Origin of the sequence: Pseudomonas sp. PS01303 (assembly GCF_029959385.1) — a bacterium.
In the GTDB taxonomy this organism is placed as follows: Bacteria; Pseudomonadota; Gammaproteobacteria; order Pseudomonadales; family Pseudomonadaceae; genus Aquipseudomonas; species Aquipseudomonas rustica.
This window is the reverse complement of the sequence record NZ_JASCPK010000023.1, coordinates 42,264-59,083: the sequence shown is the minus strand read 5'-3', so window position 1 is coordinate 59,083 and position 16,820 is coordinate 42,264. Positions and strand designations below refer to the sequence as shown.

General features: G+C 58.9%; 14 protein-coding genes and 6 tRNA genes. 12 read left to right on the top strand and 8 right to left on the bottom strand.

Features of this window, described 5'->3' with window-relative positions; genetic code table 11:
• Window positions 1-224: 224 nt before the first annotated feature.
• Window positions 225-995, bottom strand: coding sequence for a hypothetical protein (locus QMX93_RS10005; protein WP_082341470.1), 771 nt, complete (start codon window positions 993-995; stop codon window positions 225-227).
• A gap of 371 nt (window positions 996-1,366) precedes the next feature.
• Between QMX93_RS10005 and QMX93_RS10000 the strand changes: the two genes are divergently transcribed.
• The 6 genes from QMX93_RS10000 to QMX93_RS09975 all read left to right on the top strand — a co-directional run bounded on the left by QMX93_RS10000 (window position 1,367) and on the right by QMX93_RS09975 (window position 1,990).
• Window positions 1,367-1,442, top strand: a tRNA-Glu gene (locus tag QMX93_RS10000).
• Between the two features lie 2 nt (window positions 1,443-1,444).
• Window positions 1,445-1,520, top strand: a tRNA-Gly gene (locus QMX93_RS09995).
• Between the two features lie 104 nt (window positions 1,521-1,624).
• Window positions 1,625-1,700, top strand: a tRNA-Glu gene (locus QMX93_RS09990).
• Between the two features lie 3 nt (window positions 1,701-1,703).
• Window positions 1,704-1,779: transfer RNA gene (locus tag QMX93_RS09985), tRNA-Gly, on the top strand.
• 57 nt (window positions 1,780-1,836) lie between these two features.
• Window positions 1,837-1,912: transfer RNA gene (locus QMX93_RS09980), tRNA-Glu, on the top strand.
• A gap of 2 nt (window positions 1,913-1,914) precedes the next feature.
• Window positions 1,915-1,990, top strand: a tRNA-Gly gene (locus QMX93_RS09975).
• Window positions 1,991-2,092: 102 nt separating this feature from the next.
• Here the strand turns inward: QMX93_RS09975 and QMX93_RS09970 are convergent.
• The 4 genes from QMX93_RS09970 to QMX93_RS09955 all read right to left on the bottom strand — a co-directional run bounded on the left by QMX93_RS09970 (window position 2,093) and on the right by QMX93_RS09955 (window position 6,145).
• Entirely contained in the window at window positions 2,093-3,832 is a 1,740-nt protein-coding gene (locus tag QMX93_RS09970) for a dipeptidase (RefSeq protein ID WP_053122694.1), read from the bottom strand.
• Window positions 3,833-4,016: 184 nt separating this feature from the next.
• Window positions 4,017-4,655, bottom strand: a complete 639-nt coding sequence (locus QMX93_RS09965) for a LysE family translocator (protein ID WP_053122691.1) — start codon at window positions 4,653-4,655, stop codon at window positions 4,017-4,019.
• A 1-nt stretch (window position 4,656) separates the two neighbouring features.
• A complete protein-coding gene (locus tag QMX93_RS09960; protein ID WP_053122688.1) occupies window positions 4,657-5,427 on the bottom strand; it encodes a 2OG-Fe(II) oxygenase in 771 nt (256 codons plus the stop codon).
• A 91-nt stretch (window positions 5,428-5,518) separates the two neighbouring features.
• Complete coding sequence (locus QMX93_RS09955) at window positions 5,519-6,145, bottom strand: alanyl-tRNA editing protein (protein ID WP_282355273.1); 627 nt, start codon at window positions 6,143-6,145, stop codon at window positions 5,519-5,521.
• 88 nt (window positions 6,146-6,233) lie between these two features.
• On the opposite strand from QMX93_RS09955, the gene QMX93_RS09950 reads away from it, so the two are divergent.
• On the top strand, window positions 6,234-7,232 hold the full coding sequence (locus tag QMX93_RS09950) for a LysR family transcriptional regulator (protein ID WP_053122682.1): 999 nt from the start codon (window positions 6,234-6,236) through the stop codon (window positions 7,230-7,232).
• A gap of 111 nt (window positions 7,233-7,343) precedes the next feature.
• Here the strand turns inward: QMX93_RS09950 and QMX93_RS09945 are convergent, their stop codons facing one another.
• Window positions 7,344-7,751 carry a PA2817 family protein gene (locus QMX93_RS09945; RefSeq protein ID WP_053122680.1) on the bottom strand — a complete coding sequence of 136 codons (408 nt, stop codon included), beginning with the start codon at window positions 7,749-7,751 and terminating at the stop codon, window positions 7,344-7,346.
• Between the two features lie 74 nt (window positions 7,752-7,825).
• A complete protein-coding gene (locus tag QMX93_RS09940) occupies window positions 7,826-10,273 on the bottom strand; it encodes an acyl-CoA dehydrogenase (RefSeq protein ID WP_282355265.1) in 2,448 nt (815 codons plus the stop codon).
• Window positions 10,274-10,522: 249 nt separating this feature from the next.
• Here QMX93_RS09940 and QMX93_RS09935 point away from each other — a divergent pair, with 249 nt between their 5' ends.
• From QMX93_RS09935 to QMX93_RS09920, 4 genes are all read left to right on the top strand, one after another.
• A complete protein-coding gene (locus tag QMX93_RS09935; protein WP_282355263.1) occupies window positions 10,523-11,182 on the top strand; it encodes a transglutaminase family protein in 660 nt (219 codons plus the stop codon).
• 43 nt (window positions 11,183-11,225) lie between these two features.
• Complete coding sequence (locus tag QMX93_RS09930) at window positions 11,226-11,849, top strand: glutathione S-transferase (RefSeq protein WP_282355260.1); 624 nt, start codon at window positions 11,226-11,228, stop codon at window positions 11,847-11,849.
• A gap of 123 nt (window positions 11,850-11,972) precedes the next feature.
• The gene (locus QMX93_RS09925) at window positions 11,973-12,905 is read left to right on the top strand and encodes an ABC transporter ATP-binding protein (RefSeq protein WP_053122667.1); all 933 of its coding nucleotides are present in this window, start codon (window positions 11,973-11,975) and stop codon (window positions 12,903-12,905) included.
• Window positions 12,902-13,681 carry an ABC transporter permease gene (locus tag QMX93_RS09920; RefSeq protein ID WP_053122664.1) on the top strand — a complete coding sequence of 260 codons (780 nt, stop codon included), beginning with the start codon at window positions 12,902-12,904 and terminating at the stop codon, window positions 13,679-13,681. Before QMX93_RS09925 ends, QMX93_RS09920 begins: the two co-directional genes overlap by 4 nt.
• Before the next feature lie 152 nt (window positions 13,682-13,833).
• Here the strand turns inward: QMX93_RS09920 and QMX93_RS09915 are convergent, their stop codons facing one another.
• A complete protein-coding gene (locus QMX93_RS09915; RefSeq protein WP_053122655.1) occupies window positions 13,834-14,352 on the bottom strand; it encodes a DUF2062 domain-containing protein in 519 nt (172 codons plus the stop codon).
• Between the two features lie 136 nt (window positions 14,353-14,488).
• On the opposite strand from QMX93_RS09915, the gene QMX93_RS09910 reads away from it, so the two are divergent.
• Entirely contained in the window at window positions 14,489-16,723 is a 2,235-nt protein-coding gene (locus QMX93_RS09910; protein WP_282355257.1) for a DNA internalization-related competence protein ComEC/Rec2, read from the top strand.
• The last annotated feature ends 97 nt before the right edge of the window (window positions 16,724-16,820 follow it).

The following is a 16,820-nucleotide window of genomic DNA, read 5'->3' as shown; positions in this document are numbered from 1 at the left end:
ACGAAGCATTCTTTATCGGCGCTTTGGTGGAAGGGGTGGGGCCGATGTCTCCCACAGTCTGTACTGGGCTAACAGTCAGAAGCTGGCTTTTGGTCCCACCCACCCCTTCGAGTCCTACCATACAAGCTAGCCTGCTGGCGAAAGCGGCCTGAAATTCCCCTCAGTCCCCATCCATCACCCACAAAAAAGCCACCTCCCGGTGGCTTCTCTCGTTACTTCTTCAATCAGTCGTAAATCACTTTCTTCTTCCAGTCCGCATCCGCCTCTACATCTTTCAAACCTGTGGTCAGTTGGTTCTCTTCACCTTCCACGGGTGCAATTTTGTCCATGACCTGGGCGTTGGCGCGGGCGAGCAGTTTTTCCAGGTATTGCAGTTGTTCGGCGTAGGCCTGCGGGTCTTGTTGTTTGCGCAGGTATTGCACGCCGCGTTCGAAGGCGAGGCGGGCTTGGCCGGGTTGGTTTTGTTGCAGGGATTGTTGGCCGAGGTTGTTGAAGAATTCGATGTGCAGCAGTACGAGGATGTGGCGGACTTCGCGGATCCACTGTTTGGCTTCGTTCGGTGGCAGGAAGCCGTCGTGGGCGGCGCGGGTGATTTGGCCGTGCAGGGCTTCAAGCAGGAAGCGCACGTCTTTGGCTTTGGCTTCGGTCAGGATCGGTGCCGGCGGGTTGTTGACCGGGATCGATTCGCCCTGGGCGACCAGTGCGCTGAGTTCGCTGATGCGCGCTTTGGTGGTGGCACTGGTTTTTTCCAGGTTGAGCAGGCGCTGGCAGACGTTGAGTTCCAGTCGGGTCAGCAACAGTTTGAGCGCAGGGGTCATGAACTGGCCGGGAAAGGTCTCGGTCAGTTCGCCGCAGCGGCGCAGGCGGTCGTTGAGTTCGACCTTGGTGCGGGCCTTCTCCAGTTTGTTGTTTTCCACCACATGGTTCATGTAGCCAATGGCGATCAGAATTGCGATCCCGGCTACGACTAGCAGGGTGATCATGAGTGGTGTCACCGGTAAGACCTCTTTATAGGGTTCACTTGCGAGTTCAGTGGCTCGGCATTCAGGTGGCTGCCGCTGCTCGACGCGTTGGATCGGTAGCTTGTGTCTGTATCGGCCACGCACTGCTTAGATGAATGCTGGCGCGGTAAGCGCATAAGGCCATCACTGTGCGGTGGACTATAACGCCTTGGCGTGTGGCGGAATATAGGCGTCAATCGTCGGGCGACGGAAAAGCCTGATTGACTTGGTAAAGCAGGTCGAAGTCATTGATTTAAATAAATTTATATCAAGGGGTTGACGACCCCTTAATCCATCCATAGAATGCGCGCCACTTACAGCGTAAAGCACACAGCGAAACGCGGTAGGGAGTGAAGTTGTAGCGTGTCCCCTTCGTCTAGTGGCCTAGGACACCGCCCTTTCACGGCGGTAACAGGGGTTCGAGTCCCCTAGGGGACGCCATTGCGGGAATAGCTCAGTTGGTAGAGCACGACCTTGCCAAGGTCGGGGTCGCGAGTTCGAGTCTCGTTTCCCGCTCCATTTTTAAACAGCAGTGCTTTCGGGCGGTGCTGAGTGAAACCAGAACCAAGTCTTCGGATGCGGATCTGGACACCGAAACACACACCATGTGTTCCGGGTAGCGTGTCCCCTTCGTCTAGTGGCCTAGGACACCGCCCTTTCACGGCGGTAACAGGGGTTCGAGTCCCCTAGGGGACGCCATTTGCGGGAATAGCTCAGTTGGTAGAGCACGACCTTGCCAAGGTCGGGGTCGCGAGTTCGAGTCTCGTTTCCCGCTCCAAATTCTAGAAACGCCGCTCAGTGAGCGGCGTTTTTATTAGTGAAAGTTGTAGCCTGTGTCCCCTTCGTCTAGTGGCCTAGGACACCGCCCTTTCACGGCGGTAACAGGGGTTCGAGTCCCCTAGGGGACGCCATTGCGGGAATAGCTCAGTTGGTAGAGCACGACCTTGCCAAGGTCGGGGTCGCGAGTTCGAGTCTCGTTTCCCGCTCCATATTCAACAAAAACGCCGATCAGTGATGATCGGCGTTTTTGTTTGTGCGCGATTTATCGTCGCCCATAAAAAAGGACCTTTACGGTCCTTTTTTTGTTTCCGTTACAGCTTCGGCAGTTGCCCGATGCGCCCCATCATTTCGGTGACGATCTGCAGATCCAGCAAGAACTGGTCAACGGTCTTGAACTCGCCATCGGTGTGCCCGGTGTATTTCACCTCGGGACGCGCCAGACCAAACTGCACGCCATTCGGCAATTCATGCACCGACGTCGCGCCGGCAGAGGTGCCGAACTCGTGTTTCATGCCAAGGTTTTCCGTCGACACTGCCAGCAATGCCTTGACCCATTCGCCTTCAGGGTTGCGGTACATCGGTTCGGCGATCGAGTAATCGAACGTCACGGCGACGTGGGTTTTCTTCGTCCACGCGCTCAGCTTGTCAGCAATTTCAGCCTTGAGTTTTTCTGGCGATTTGCCCTTCGGCACGCGCAGATTGACCGCCAGTTTGAAGGCTTTGTCGTTCTCACCAACGTAGGTCAAAGAAGTGGTCAGCGGGCCCATGAAGCTGTCGGCGAAACCGACTTTCAAGGTGTTGCCCAGATAATCCAGGCCCCAGTTGTCAGCGGCATAACGCGCGGCGTCGGTGAATTGATTGTGCTTGAGGGCGACTTTGCCGTTCAGGCTATTGATGAACACCAGCATGCGCGCCACCGGGTTCACGCCGGACTCTGGCTCGGAGGAGTGCGCAGAAACACCGGTCACCGTCAGTTTGACGTCTTTGCCGTCAACCTTGGCCGCCACTTCGAAGTTGCCGCCGTTGTTTTTGGCGAACTCATTGCCGGCCTTTTGCAGACTCGCCGCCAGTTCGGCAGGTTTGTCCGTCACCAACGTCACGACGGAGGCCGATGGAATCTGGTTGGTCGCCAAGCCGCCGGTCATCGAAGTGATTTCCGCACCTTTGCCTTCAGCTTTGCGCTTGGCGAAGTTGGCCATCACGGTGCCGTAACCTTTCTCGGCAATTACCACCGGGTAACCGCCATCCAGCGCCATGTTGTAGGCCGGCGTCGGGTTGTGTTCGAAGTAGTAAGGGATCGCGTCGCCGGTGGTCTCTTCGGTGGTGTCGACTAGCAGCTTGAAGTTGCGTGCCAGTGGCAGCTTTTCTTCTTTGATGACTTTCATCGCGTACATGGCGACGACGATGCCGTTCTTGTCATCCTCGGTGCCGCGACCGTACATGCGATCGCCGATCAGCGTGACCTTGAACGGATCGAGTTTGGTGCCGTCCTTGAGCACCCAGTTTTCCGGAGTGACCGGCACCACGTCGGCGTGCGCGTGAATGCCGACGACTTCATCGCCCTGGCCTTCCAGCGAAATCTCGTAAACGCGGTTATCGACGTTGCGGAAATTCAGGTTGAAAGATTCGGCCAGGCTCTTGATCTTGGCAGCGATCTTGATGAACTCAGGGTTGTCGTGCTGTGCCACACCTTCCTTCTGGAAGGTCGGAATCTCGACCAGTTCGCGCAGGGTTTCCAGCGCGGCTTTGCCGTACTTCACGCGGGTGTAAATGCCTAGCAGACGATGAATCTCGTTCTGCTGCTCAGCGTTCAGGGTTTTGTTGTCGAGGAAAGCGCTGATGGCCGGGCCGAGGTTGTCGGTTTTAGCGATGTCGCTTTTGGCCAGACTGCCCAGAAACTCGCGAAAATCCGTGACGGTTTTGGCGTCGAAGGATTTCAGGATGACCGCGCTCTGCTCTGGGGTGATGTTGGCTTGAGCGGCGGTGGTGAACGAGGCGAGGCTGGCCAGCATCAGGGTAGCGGCGGCCAGTTGCTTGAGGGAAAAGTCCATTACGGAGGCATTCCTTTGCAGGCGGTTAATGAGATGTTGCCGACGGGTGTGTCAGAAACATTTCGCAAACTAACACTGCAAGCACCTGCCGTGGGAGGCTCTAAACGGGATGTGTCGCACAGAACTGCAAAAGAGGCGCACAAATGAAAAAGTCCCGGCAGGCATCGCCGGGACTTTTTTTGCATTACATGGAGAGCATCAAGCGCCCGGCGAACAGAATCAAAATCACCCCCATGCTGCGTTCGAACCAGTGGCCCATGCGCATAAACAGCACGCGCACTTTGTTGCTGGAGAAGAACAGCGCGACGATGACAAACCACAGCGCGTTTACAAAACACATCCACAAACCATAGAAGGCCTGGATTTGCAGGGGCGTGCTGGCGCTGATGATCGTGGTGAAGATCGCCAGGAAAAACAGGGTTGCTTTGGGATTGGTCGCATTGGTCAGAAAACCGGTGCTGAACGCTTTGAACAAAGACTGTTCAACCAGTGGTTCCTCGGCCGTTTTTTCTCCTTCCAGTGCTGTCTTCGGTTTGCTGCGAATCAGGCTGACACCGAGGTACAAAATGTAAGCACCACCAACCACTTTGGCCACGGTCAGCAACCACGGCGTGGTGTGCATCAGCGCGCCGACCCCAAGCAACGTGTACAGCACGTGCACGGAAATCCCCGCACCAATGCCCAGCGCCGTGCAGATCCCCACCAGTCGCCCGAAGCGCACGCTCTGGCGGATGGTCACCGCGAAATCAGGGCCGGGAGCGACCACGGCAAGGAAGTGAATGGTGGCCAGCGCCAGAAACTCGCCCAGGTAATTCGAATACATCTCAGCTCCAGAAAGTCAGGGGTGAAGCATTGCCGCGATAGCCGACAAAGAAGGAAAGGCTCAAACGCGGATCGGCCACGCCCGGGGTCACCGAGTGCATGCAGCGCGAATTGAACATGATGAAATCGCCGGGTTCGGGGCGTACCTCAAGGGCTGGGCGGCCTAACAGCGCCGGGTCGATGCCGTAGCTGTCGCCGCGCATTTCGTCGAACTGATCCGGCGTGATGTCGTCGTCCCACATCTGCAAGGCGCCGCCCTCGGTGGGCATGTTCAGGTACACGTTGCAGGCAAATTGCGCATCGAGGCTGCGCGCCTGAAAACTGTCCGGGGCGTCCTTGGCGAAAATGTCGTGGTGGGCGAGAAAGCACACGCCGGGCTTCACCACGCGCGACAGGCCGACGTACATTTTGCGACCGTAGAGGTTTTCCAGATGCGCACCGGCCGGCCAGGATTCGTCGAGCATGCAGCGCAGCGTGTCGACCGGCGAGGAGTAGGGCGCGCAGCGATGGCGTAGTTCGGCGATGTTGCGGGTGGCGAGTTCGAAGTAGTCCTCGATCAGCATCGGCTGATTTTCTGCCTCGTAAAACGCCATGCCGATTCGGCCGATACTCGGCGCGTTGATGTAGCCCTCATAGCCCGGGGCGAGAATCTTGTCGCCAATTTCGATCGCCAGCGGCTTGGGCAAAAAGCCTTTGACGCGGATGGCGAGGACTTCTTCGTTGGCCAGTTTTTTTATGCACGTCTCATCGAGACGCTCGACGTCTAGCATCATTTTATTTTAGGTCCATCTATCGATAGTCAACGGAACCGGCGAGTGCGGTTCCACGGCGTCGGGCGCTGCGCGGCGGCAGCGCCCGAAATGCTCAATCCACGCTGTAGTGGACGGACAGCGTGCCCTTCTTCTGCGAGAGGGACGCGATCGTGACTGTGCCCAGATCCTTCAGGCTACGTACGTGGGTGCCGCCGCAACCGTAGGCTGGCAGCTCACCGAAACTGATTTCCCGTGCGCCTTCGCGCAGCGAGGTAAGGCGTGGCAGATCGTGCTCGATCCACTGGCCGACGCCGTATTGAACGGTCTCGGCATCGACATCCTGGGCGACATCGCTCGGTTTGAATTGCACTCGGCCTTCGTCCGGCCAGTGATGCGCCTTGATCGGTGTCCAGCCCATTGCCTGGACGAAATGACCGATCAGGTGCCCGGCCGAATGCATGCGTGTGTTGAAGCGGCGGCGATCTTCGTCGACGCGGATACAAGTCATGCCGAGCGGTACCGGGCGATCAACGAAATGCACGATGCGCTCTGGCTCCTGCACCACGCGCAGCACCTGGCCTTCGCCGATCCAGCCGGTATCGCAAGGCTGACCACCGCCCTGTGGGTGAAACAGGGTGGCACGGAGCACAACGGCATATTCGTTTTCGTGGGGTGTGCAGTCGAGGACTTCCACGTTGGCCTTGAGGTCATCACTGTGGAAAAACAGGCGAAGCGTCATGTTTCAGGCCTTATTAAAGTTCTGTTTTTATTATATGAATCGTGCAATAACGTGATAATCCATCCAAACATCAAAGGACTTGTGCGCTGTGAGCATCAATCTGCCGCTACCGCTGCTCGGTGAAATGGCGATTTTCGTGAAGGTCGTGGAGACCGGCAGCTTCTCTGAAGCGGCTCGCCAACTGGGCTCTTCGCCGTCGGCGGTCAGTCGCAGCATCTCGCGGTTGGAGAAAGCCTTGGCCACGCGCTTGTTGCAGCGCACCACGCGCAAACTGCGCTTGAGCGATGGCGGCGAAGAAGTGTTCAAGCGCTGTCAGGAGATGGTCAGCGCGGCCAAGTCGGTGATGGAAATCAGCGGCCAGTTCACCCACGAAGCGGAAGGGCTGGTGCGCGTCAGCGTGCCGAAAGCGGTGGGGCGCTTTGTGATTCATCCGCACATGCCGGAGTTTCTGCGGCGCTATCCCAAAGTCGATGTCGAGTTATTGCTGGAGGATCGGCAGGTCGATCTGATCGACGATCATGTAGATCTGGCCATCCGCATCACCGATCGGCCGCCGGCGGGGTTGGTCGGACGTCAATTACTGACCATCGACCATATGCTCTGCGCCACGCCGCAATACCTCGCCGAACACGGCACACCCACACATCCGCATGACCTGCTCAATCACAGCTGTATTTATCTGGGCGAAACCCCGAGCGATGCGCGCTGGAAATTCAAGAAGGGCAGCAAAGCAGTGACGGTCGGCGTGCGTGGTCGCTATGCCGCCAATCACACTGGCGTGCGACTGGGCGCGGTGTTGCAGCACATCGGCATTGGCAGCCTGCCGTACTTCACTGCGCGTTATGCGTTGGAGCAGAAGTTGGTGGTGCAGGTGTTGCCGGACTGGACGTTCCTTGCTTCGTATCACGGTGGGCTGTGGCTGTTGCATTCGCCCACGCGGTATCTGCCGCCGAAGCTGCGGGTGCTTATCGATTTTCTGGTGGAGTGTCTGGAGAAGGAACCGACCCTGAGCAAGCCGGGGAAGGTGGGCAATGCGAGTAACGCCGCGATGGCGTATGAACTGCCTGAAAGCGAAGGGTTGTTGTAGCGCAAAAGCAAAAGATCGCAGCCTTCGGCAGCTCCTACAGGGCGATTGCGTAATTCCCCTGTAGGAGCTGCCGAAGGCTGCGATCTTTTGATCTTCAACCAATCTATTTGATCAGTGCTTGCTGTCCTGAGCAGACATCGCCAGCAACTGCTTTTCCTGATTCCAGTCGAACGGTTCGTCATTCTGTTCAGCTTCGAAACGACGTTCTTCCAGCGCCTGATACAAGTCGATTTCTTCATCGGCCAGGTAATGCAGGCAGTCACCGGCGAAGAACCACAGCAAATCCCGCGGGATCAGGTGGGCAATTTGCGGATAACGGCTAATCACTTGAGTCAGGATGTCCTGGCCCAGGTATTGGCTTTCGATCGGATCGATCGGCAACGAAGCGAGCAGTTCGTCGAAACGCTCCAGAAACAAGGCATGGCTTTCTTCGGGAACCTGTTCGGCCTCACCTACGGCGACCAGGATACTGCGCAGGTGGTCGAGCAACACAAGATGATCGGCAACGACGTTGGACACGAGATAAGTCCTCAAGAGCAAAACGGGCGCGGGAGTATAAAGCTCCTGTGCCCGCTTGGACATGGGTCTCAGGATCAGCGGACTTTGCCCTCTGCCTGTTTCAGCTCTTCTTTGTCGAAATCATCGACATCAATCACCTTGCGGCGCGCCGCTTCGGCATCGCGCAAGCTCTGCGCTTCCACTGCTTGCAACACGCCAGCCTCCAGTGCCGCATCGATCGCGTGTTCGCCGGCGACCGGCTTGACCTGACCGCTTTTCAGCGACGCATGCAGCTTTTTATGCAGCGGTTGCGCAGCCGTCAGCAGATCGCTGGCGTGTTGCAACGCACCGACCGCGTCGTCCGGCGACTGTGGGCGATAGCAACCGGCGAGCAGTTCTTCCAGCGCCGGATCACCTTTCGCCCGACCAATCACGCCAGCCACTTCGGCCCCGAGTTTGTCCGACGGGCCTTTGTGACGACGGCCAAACGGGAAGACGATGACGCGCAGCAGGCAACCGAAGACCTTGTTCGGGAAGTTGCGCAGCAACTCGTCCATGGCGCGTTCCGCCTGGCCGAGGCTTTCTTCCATGGCCCAGCGGAACAGGGGCTCCATGTACGCCGGCGAATCCAGATCGTGATATCGCTTGAGCGCAGCGGAGGCCAGATACAGGTTGCTCAACACATCACCCAGACGTGCCGACAGACGTTCGCGACGTTTCAGCTCGCCACCGAGCAGCATCATGCTGAAGTCGGCGAGCATCGCAAAGGCTGCAGCCTGACGGTTAAGCGCGCGGAAGTAGCCTTGGCTGATCTTGTCGCCCGGCGCATGTTCGAAGTGGCCGAAACCAAGGTTCAGCACCAGTGTGCTGGCGGCGTTGCTCACGGCAAAACCGATGTGCTTGAGCAGCAGGCCGTCGAACTCTTTCAGCGCCTGATCCTTGTCCTCGCGACCGGCGAGGGCCATTTCCTTGAGCACGAACGGATGGCAGCGAATCGCGCCCTGACCGAAGATCATCAGGTTGCGTGACAGGATGTTCGCGCCTTCCACGGTGATGAAGATCGGCGCACCGTTCCAACTGCGCCCCAGGTAATTGTTCGGGCCCATGATGATCGCCTTGCCGCCGTGGACATCCATGGCGTGGCTGATGCATTCGCGGCCGCGTTCGGTAAGGTGGTACTTGAGAATCGCCGACAGTACTGAAGGCTTCTCGCCGAGATCCACCGCGTTGGCGGTGAGCATCCGCGCCGCGTCCATCATCCACGCGTTACCGCCGATGCGCGCCATCGCTTCCTGAATACCTTCGAACGCCGACAGCGGCACGTTGAACTGCTCACGAATCTGCGCGTACTGGCCGGTGACCAGACTGGTGAATTTCGCCGCACCGGTACCCACCGCTGGCAGCGAAATCGAACGGCCGACCGACAGGCAGTTCATCAGCATCATCCAGCCTTTGCCGAGCATCTCTTGACCGCCGATAAGGAAGTCCAGCGGGATGAACACGTCTTTGCCCGAGTTCGGGCCGTTCATGAACGCCGCGCCCAGTGGCAGGTGACGACGGCCGATTTCGACGCCGTCGGTGTCGGTCGGAATCAGCGCCAGGCTGATGCCGAGGTCTTCCTTGTCGCCGAGCAAGTGCTCTGGGTCATACGCTTTGAATGCGAGGCCGAGCAGCGTCGCCACCGGGCCGAGGGTGATGTAGCGTTTTTCCCAGTTCAGGCGCAGACCAATGACTTCCTGACCTTCCCACTGACCTTTGCAGATAATCCCGGTGTCGGGCATCGCGCCGGCATCGGAACCGGCGAGCGGGCCGGTGAGGGCGAAGCACGGAATGTCGTCGCCACGGGCCAGACGTGGCAGGTAGTGATTGCGTTGTTCGTCGGTGCCGTAGTGCAGCAACAATTCGGCCGGGCCGAGGGAGTTGGGCACCATCACGGTGGAGGCGAGGTCGCCGCTGCGGGTCGCGAGTTTCATCGCCACTTGCGAGTGGGCGTAAGCCGAGAAGCCTTTACCGCCAAATTCTTTCGGAATGATCAGGGCAAAAAAGCCGTGTTCCTTGATGTGCGTCCAGGCTTCCGGCGGCAAGTCCATCGACTGGCCGATCTGCCAGTCAGTGACCATCGCGCACAGCTCTTCGGTCGGGCCATCGATGAAGGCTTGTTCTTCTTCGGTCAGTTGCACCTTGGGATAGGCCAGCAGTTTGTCCCAGTCCGGACGGCCGCTGAACAGCTCGCCATCCCACCACACGGTGCCGGCATCGATCGCGTCGCGTTCGGTCTGCGACATCGGCGGCAGGGTTTTCTGGAACCAGTTGAACAGCGGCGCGGTGAAATGTTTGCGGCGCAGGTCAGGCAGCAGCAACGGCGCGGCGACCACCGCCAGCAGCACCCAGAACACCAGCAGCAGCCAGCCCGGTGCGTGACTGAAAATGCCCATTGCCAATAAGTAGACGGCAACGATGCCCAACGCGGGCAGCGGGGCGATACGCCGGTGGGCGATATACGCCACGCCGACAATCAAAATCAGTATCCACAACAACAGCATATTTCAGTCCTCCGTGAACCAAGGCAAATCGACCCTCCAGAGCTTAGACCGCATCTGCAAAACCGGGTGGTCAGACCAAGGTGATTGAAATCGTGGGAAACCCCGGATGGTGTTCGTAGGTTCGGTGGGCAACACGTGTGGGAAATCGTTCGGTGATCCCGCGTCTTTGCGTCCAAGTTTGGCCGAAACGTCGTTATCTCTGTGCTTGAGCTGTCGCTAGACTCCAGTTTCATCAAGGAGATTGTCGTCATGCACGAATATCTGAGTCCCGGCCGCTTCACCGATAGTGACCATCCGGCGGTGGTGGAGTTCGCTGAACGACACCGGGGTGCCAGCCGCGACCCGGTAGAGCAGGCGATCAATCTTTATTACGCCGTGCGCGAAGCGGTGCGCTACAACCCTTACACCTTCAGCCGTGATCCGCAAACCCTGCGTGGCAGCTATGCATTGGCGGCGGGGGAGAGTTATTGCGTGCCCAAAGCCACGCTGCTCGCGGGTTGCGCGCGGCATTGCGGGATCCCGGCGCGGATCGGTCTGGCCGACGTGAAGAATCATTTATCGACGCCACGTCTGCTCGAATTGCTGAAAAGCGACATGTTCGCCATGCACGGTTACACCGAGTTTTTCCTCAACGATCGCTGGGTAAAGGCCACACCGGCGTTCAACCAGAAACTCTGCGCACTGTTCAACGTCGCGCCGCTGGAATTCGACGGCATCAACGACAGTGTTTTCCACCCGTTCAATCGTGATGGCGCGCAGTTGATGGAATACCTGGTCGATCACGGCCAGTTCACCGATGTGCCGGAAACCTTCTTCTTCGAACACCTGGAAAAATGCTATCCGCACCTTTTCGGCGATCAGCAGCCACAACTGTTGGGTGACATGCACAGCGATGTAAGCCGCGTCTGATCCGGCGTATGCTGGCCGCCCACTCATTTGAAAAGAGGCGGTCATGCTGAAGATCTGGGGACGGAAAAACTCATCGAATGTCAGGAAGCCATTGTGGGCTGCCGAGGAACTCGGTCTGGCTTACGAGGCGATTGATGCCGGTGGCGCGTTCGGTGTGGTCGACACGCCGGAGTACCGGGCGATGAATCCGAACGGGCGTGTGCCGGTGATTGAAGACGACGGTTTCGTGCTGTGGGAATCCAACGCCATCGTGCGTTATCTGCTGGGTAAACATGCGCCGAACAGCACTTGGTATTCTGCCGATCCGCAAGCCCGCGCCCTCGCAGACAAGTGGATGGACTGGACGACCTCGAGTTTTGCCGGGCCGTTCCGCACGGTGTTCTGGGGCGTCTTGCGCACCCCGGCGGACAAGCAGGACTGGCCTGCGATCAACGCCGCGATCAAGGAATGCACCGAGTTGCTGAGCATGGCCGACGAGGCGCTGGTCAGCCAACCGTACCTGTCCGGAAAAGACATCGGCATGGGCGATATTCCACTGGGCAGTTTCATTTATGCCTGGTTCGAAATGCCCATCGAACGCGCCCCGCAACCGCATCTGCAAGCCTGGTACGAGCGCCTGAAGCAGCGTCCGGCCTACAAAAAAGCCGTTATGACCGCGTTGACTTAATACCTACTATCGACACACTTGACTGTACTTGTACGGCGGCGGCAAGCACCATTGCGCACTTGCGCTGCGGTTGGATCCATCGCCGCCGTCTCCTTTCTTCCTTCCATGGTGCGTAAATCAGATATGAGTTCCGCTCTGTCCATCCGGCAGCTAACCAAAACCTACGGCAACGGGTTCCAGGCCTTGAGTGGTATCGATCTGGACGTCGCCGAAGGTGACTTTTTCGCCTTGCTCGGCCCCAACGGTGCCGGCAAATCCACGACCATCGGCATTCTCTCGACCCTGGTCAACAAGACCAGCGGCAGCGTGAATATCTTCGGTCATGACCTCGACAAGAATCCTGCGCAGCTCAAGCGCTCGATCGGCGTGGTGCCGCAGGAATTCAACTTCAATCAGTTTGAGAAGACCTTCGACATCGTCGTCACTCAGGCCGGTTACTACGGCATTCCGGCGAAGATCGCCAAGGAACGCGCCGAGCAGTACCTGACGCAACTGGGCTTGTGGGACAAGCGCGATGTGCCGTCGCGTTCGCTGTCCGGCGGCATGAAGCGCCGTTTGATGATCGCCCGCGCGCTGGTGCACGAACCGCGTCTGCTGATCCTCGATGAACCGACCGCAGGCGTCGACATCGAGCTGCGCCGATCGATGTGGACGTTCCTCACCGAACTGAACCAGAAAGGCATCACCATCATCCTCACCACGCATTATCTGGAGGAGGCTGAGCAGCTGTGCCGCAACATCGGCATTATCGACCACGGCACCATCGTCGAGAACACCAGCATGAAACAGTTGCTGGGCCAGTTGCACGTGGAAACCTTCTTGCTCGATCTGAAAAACGACTTGAGCGTCACGCCGCAATTGCTCGGCTACCCCGCGCGGTTGATCGACAGCCATACCCTGGAAGTCCAGGTCGACAAATCCATGGGCATTACGGCGTTGTTCACTCAATTGGCGCAGCAGAACATCGAAGTGCTGAGCCTGCGCAACAAAACCAATCGCCTTGAGGAGCTGTTCGTGTCCCTGGTGGAGAAAAATCTGTCGAAGGTGGCGGTATGAGTTCCGAGTTACGTCCCAACCTCGTCGCCCTCAACACCATCGTTTATCGCGAGGTCCGACGCTTCACGCGGATCTGGCCGCAGACCCTGCTGCCGCCGGCGATCACTATGGTTTTGTACTTTGTGATCTTCGGTAACCTGATCGGTCGGCAGATCGGCGACATGGGTGGCTTCACCTACATGCAGTACATCGTGCCGGGGCTGATCATGATGTCGGTGATCACCAACTCCTACGGCAACGTGGTCTCGAGTTTCTTCGGCAGCAAGTTCCAGCGCTCCATCGAGGAATTGATGGTCTCGCCGGTGTCGCCGCACACGATCCTGATCGGCTATACCTGCGGCGGCGTGCTGCGCGGTTTGATGGTCGGCGTGATCGTGACGATTCTGTCGATGTTCTTCACCGATTTGCAGGTGCATCACCTCGGCGTGACGATTTTGGTGGTGGTACTGACGGCGACGATTTTCTCGCTGCTGGGCTTTATCAACGCCGTATTCGCGCGCAACTTCGATGATATTTCGATCATTCCGACGTTCGTGCTGACACCGCTGACTTATCTGGGCGGCGTGTTCTATTCGATCACCTTGCTGCCGCCGTTCTGGCAGACCGTATCACTGGCCAACCCGGTGCTGCACATGGTCAACGCCTTCCGTTACGGCATTCTCGGTGTGTCGGACATCAAGATCGGCATCGCCATCACCTTCATGCTGGTGGCGACGGTGGTGCTGTACCTCGGTTGTGCACGGTTGCTGGTGAGTGGACGCGGGATGCGTACCTGATCCACACACAATCCCTGTAGGAGCTGCCGAAGGCTGCGATCTTTTGATCTTGAAGATCACAATCAAAAGATCGCAGCGTGCCGCAGCTCCTACAGATAGTGTCCAGACAACACAAAACAAAACGGCCTCCCATCGCGGAGGCCGTTTTGCATTCAGGATTTGCGACTTTTCTTGCGCCGTGCCCACTGCCGCGCCACCCACCAGCGCCAATACATCATCACCAGAAAGTAGGCGAGGGCACCGAGCACCAGTCCCACCACCACCGATCCCAGCAAAAACGGCTGCCACAATGTCGACAACTCACCGCTGATCCATTCCCAGGTCAGCTCATCGGGCAGATGCCGCGCGGGCACATCCATCAACCACGCTCCGGCCTGATAGGTGCAGAAAAACACCGCCGGCATGGTGATCGGATTGGTCAGCCAGACCAGGCTCACCGCAATCGGCATATTGCCGCGCACCATGACGGCAAGCGCAGCAGCCACCAGCATCTGGGCCGGAATCGGCAGGAAAGCGGCAAACAAACCGACCGCCATCGCCCGCGCGACCGAGTGGCGATTGAGGTGCCAGAGGTTCGGGTCATGCAGCAACTTGCCGAGAAAGCGTAAGGATTTGTGTTCCCTGATGCTCGTCGGGTCGGGCATGTAACGTTTGAATAAGCGCCGGGGCATAAGGCTTCTCGGTCGGTTAAGGCGGCAAGTATGTCTGGATTCGATGAACCGCCCATTCAGACTTTGTGACAATTGTTGACGGCGCGAGTGCGCAACACCCGCTATGCCTAAGAACGGGACTCTCAAGGACGGGCTTATGCGCACAGGGATGATGGCGCTGGCAGTCGGTCTGCTGGCCCCGATGTTTTTACCGGCCTTACCGCCGGTCGGGTTGATACCGGTGTTGCCGGTGGTGGGTTTGATGCTGCTGCCGTTTCGCACCTATCCAGTGGCGTTTTTATTGTTTGGCTTTAGCTGGGCTTGTGTCAGCGCGCAATGGGCGCTGAATGATCGATTGCCCGCGGCTCTCGACGGTGAAACCCGCTGGCTCGAAGGGCGGGTGATTGGCTTGCCGCAAAATGCGGACGGCGTGGTGCGCTTCGAACTGGCCGATGCGCACTCGCGTCACGAAAAACTGCCGTCGCTGCTGCGTCTGGCCTGGTACGCCGGGCCGCCGGTCAACAGCGGCGAGCGTTGGCGATTGGCGGTCAAACTCAAGCGTCCAGTTGGTTTGCTCAATCCGGATGCGTTCGATCACGAGGCGTGGCTGCTCGCGCAACGTGTCGGCGCGACCGGCACAATCAAGGATGGCCAGCGCCTGAGTGAAGCACGCTGGGCTTGGCGCGACAGCATTCGTCAGCGCTTGCTGGCAGTGGACGCGCAAGGTCGCGCCGGAGCATTGGCGGCGCTGGTGCTGGGCGACGGTTCGGGGCTCAGCCGTGAGGATTGGCAGATTTTGCAGGACACCGGCACCGTGCATTTGCTGGTGATTTCCGGGCAGCACATCGGTTTGCTGGCGGCGGTGATGTACCTGCTGGTCGCCGGGCTCGCGCGTTTTGGACTGTGGCCATTGCGCTGGCCATGGTTGCCGTGGGCTTGTGGATTGGCGTTCGCGGCGGCGCTGGGTTACGCCTTGCTCGCTGGTTTCGACGTGCCGGTGCAGCGCGCCTGCGTGATGGTCGGATTAGTGTTGTTGTGGCGCCTGCGCTTTCGTCATCTGGGCGCGTGGTGGCCGCTGCTGCTGGCGTTCAACGGCGTGCTGTTGCTGGAACCGCTTGCCAGTTTGCGTCCGGGTTTGTGGCTGTCGTTTGCGGCGGTGGCGGTGTTGATTTTCACCTTTGGCGGACGCTTGGGCGCGTGGCGTTGGTGGCAAACGTGGACGCGGGCGCAATGGTTGATTGCCATCGGTTTATGCCCGGTGCTGCTGGCGCTGAATCTGCCGATCAGTCTCAGCGGGCCGCTGGCGAATTTGCTCGCGGTGCCCTGGATCAGTCTGGTGGTGTTGCCGCCGGCGCTGCTCGGCACTGTGTTGTTGCCGGTTCCTTATGTCGGCGAAGGGCTGCTGTGGCTGGCCGGCGGTTTGATCGATTGGCTGTTTCGCGCGCTGGCACTGATTGCCGGGCAATGGCCTGCGTGGATTGCGCCGTCGATACCGTTCTGGGTGTGGATTCTCGGCAGTCTCGGCGCCGTGCTGTTGCTATTGCCACGCGGGGTGCCACTGCGACCACTGGGCTGGCCGTTGTTGCTGATTCTGGTGGTGCCGCCGCGCGAGCGACTGGACGAAGGACTGGCCGATGTCTGGCAGCTCGATGTCGGCCAGGGCCTGGCGATCCTGGTCCGAACCCGCCATCACACGCTGCTCTACGACGCCGGCCCGCGCTTCGGCGATTTCGATCTCGGCGAACGCGTGGTGCTGCCGGCCCTGCGCAAACTCAGCGTGGACAATCTTGATGTGATGCTGCTCAGTCACGCCGACGCCGATCATGCCGGCGGTGCGCTGGCGATTGCGCGGGGCATGAAAGTCGTCCGTGTATTGAGCGGCGATCCGCCGGGCCTGCCTGCCGAATTGAGCGCTGAGGCCTGCGAAAGTGGCGAGCAATGGCAGTGGGACGGTGTGCGTTTTCAACTGTGGATGTGGGCGGATGCCCGCGACAGCAACCAGCGCTCTTGCGTGTTGCAGATCGAAGCCAACGGCGAGCGTCTGCTGCTGACCGGCGATATCGATGTGCATGCCGAGCGCGTTCTGCTCGGCAGTCCTTTGGCGGTGCCAACGCAATGGCTGCAATCTCCGCACCATGGCAGTCGTAGCTCATCATCCATGGCCCTGCTCAACGCGCTGAAGCCCGAAGCCGTGCTGATCTCCCGAGGCCACGGCAACTCCTTCGGCCATCCGCACCCGACCGTGCTGGCGCGTTATCGCAAGCAAGGCCTGCGCATTTACGACAGCGCCGAGCAGGGCGCCATTCATCTGCAACTGGGCCGCTTTCAAGCGCCGTGGACTATGCGTCAACAGCGGCGTTTCTGGCGCGATCCGCCTGCGCTCGCCCGTTGATCGGTGCCAGCATGGATGGCACATCACGGTCGTCGGAGCGGCGGGTCTTAATCGCGGATCGGTATGGTAAAGTGGCGCACTTTTTCGAGGGGACTGT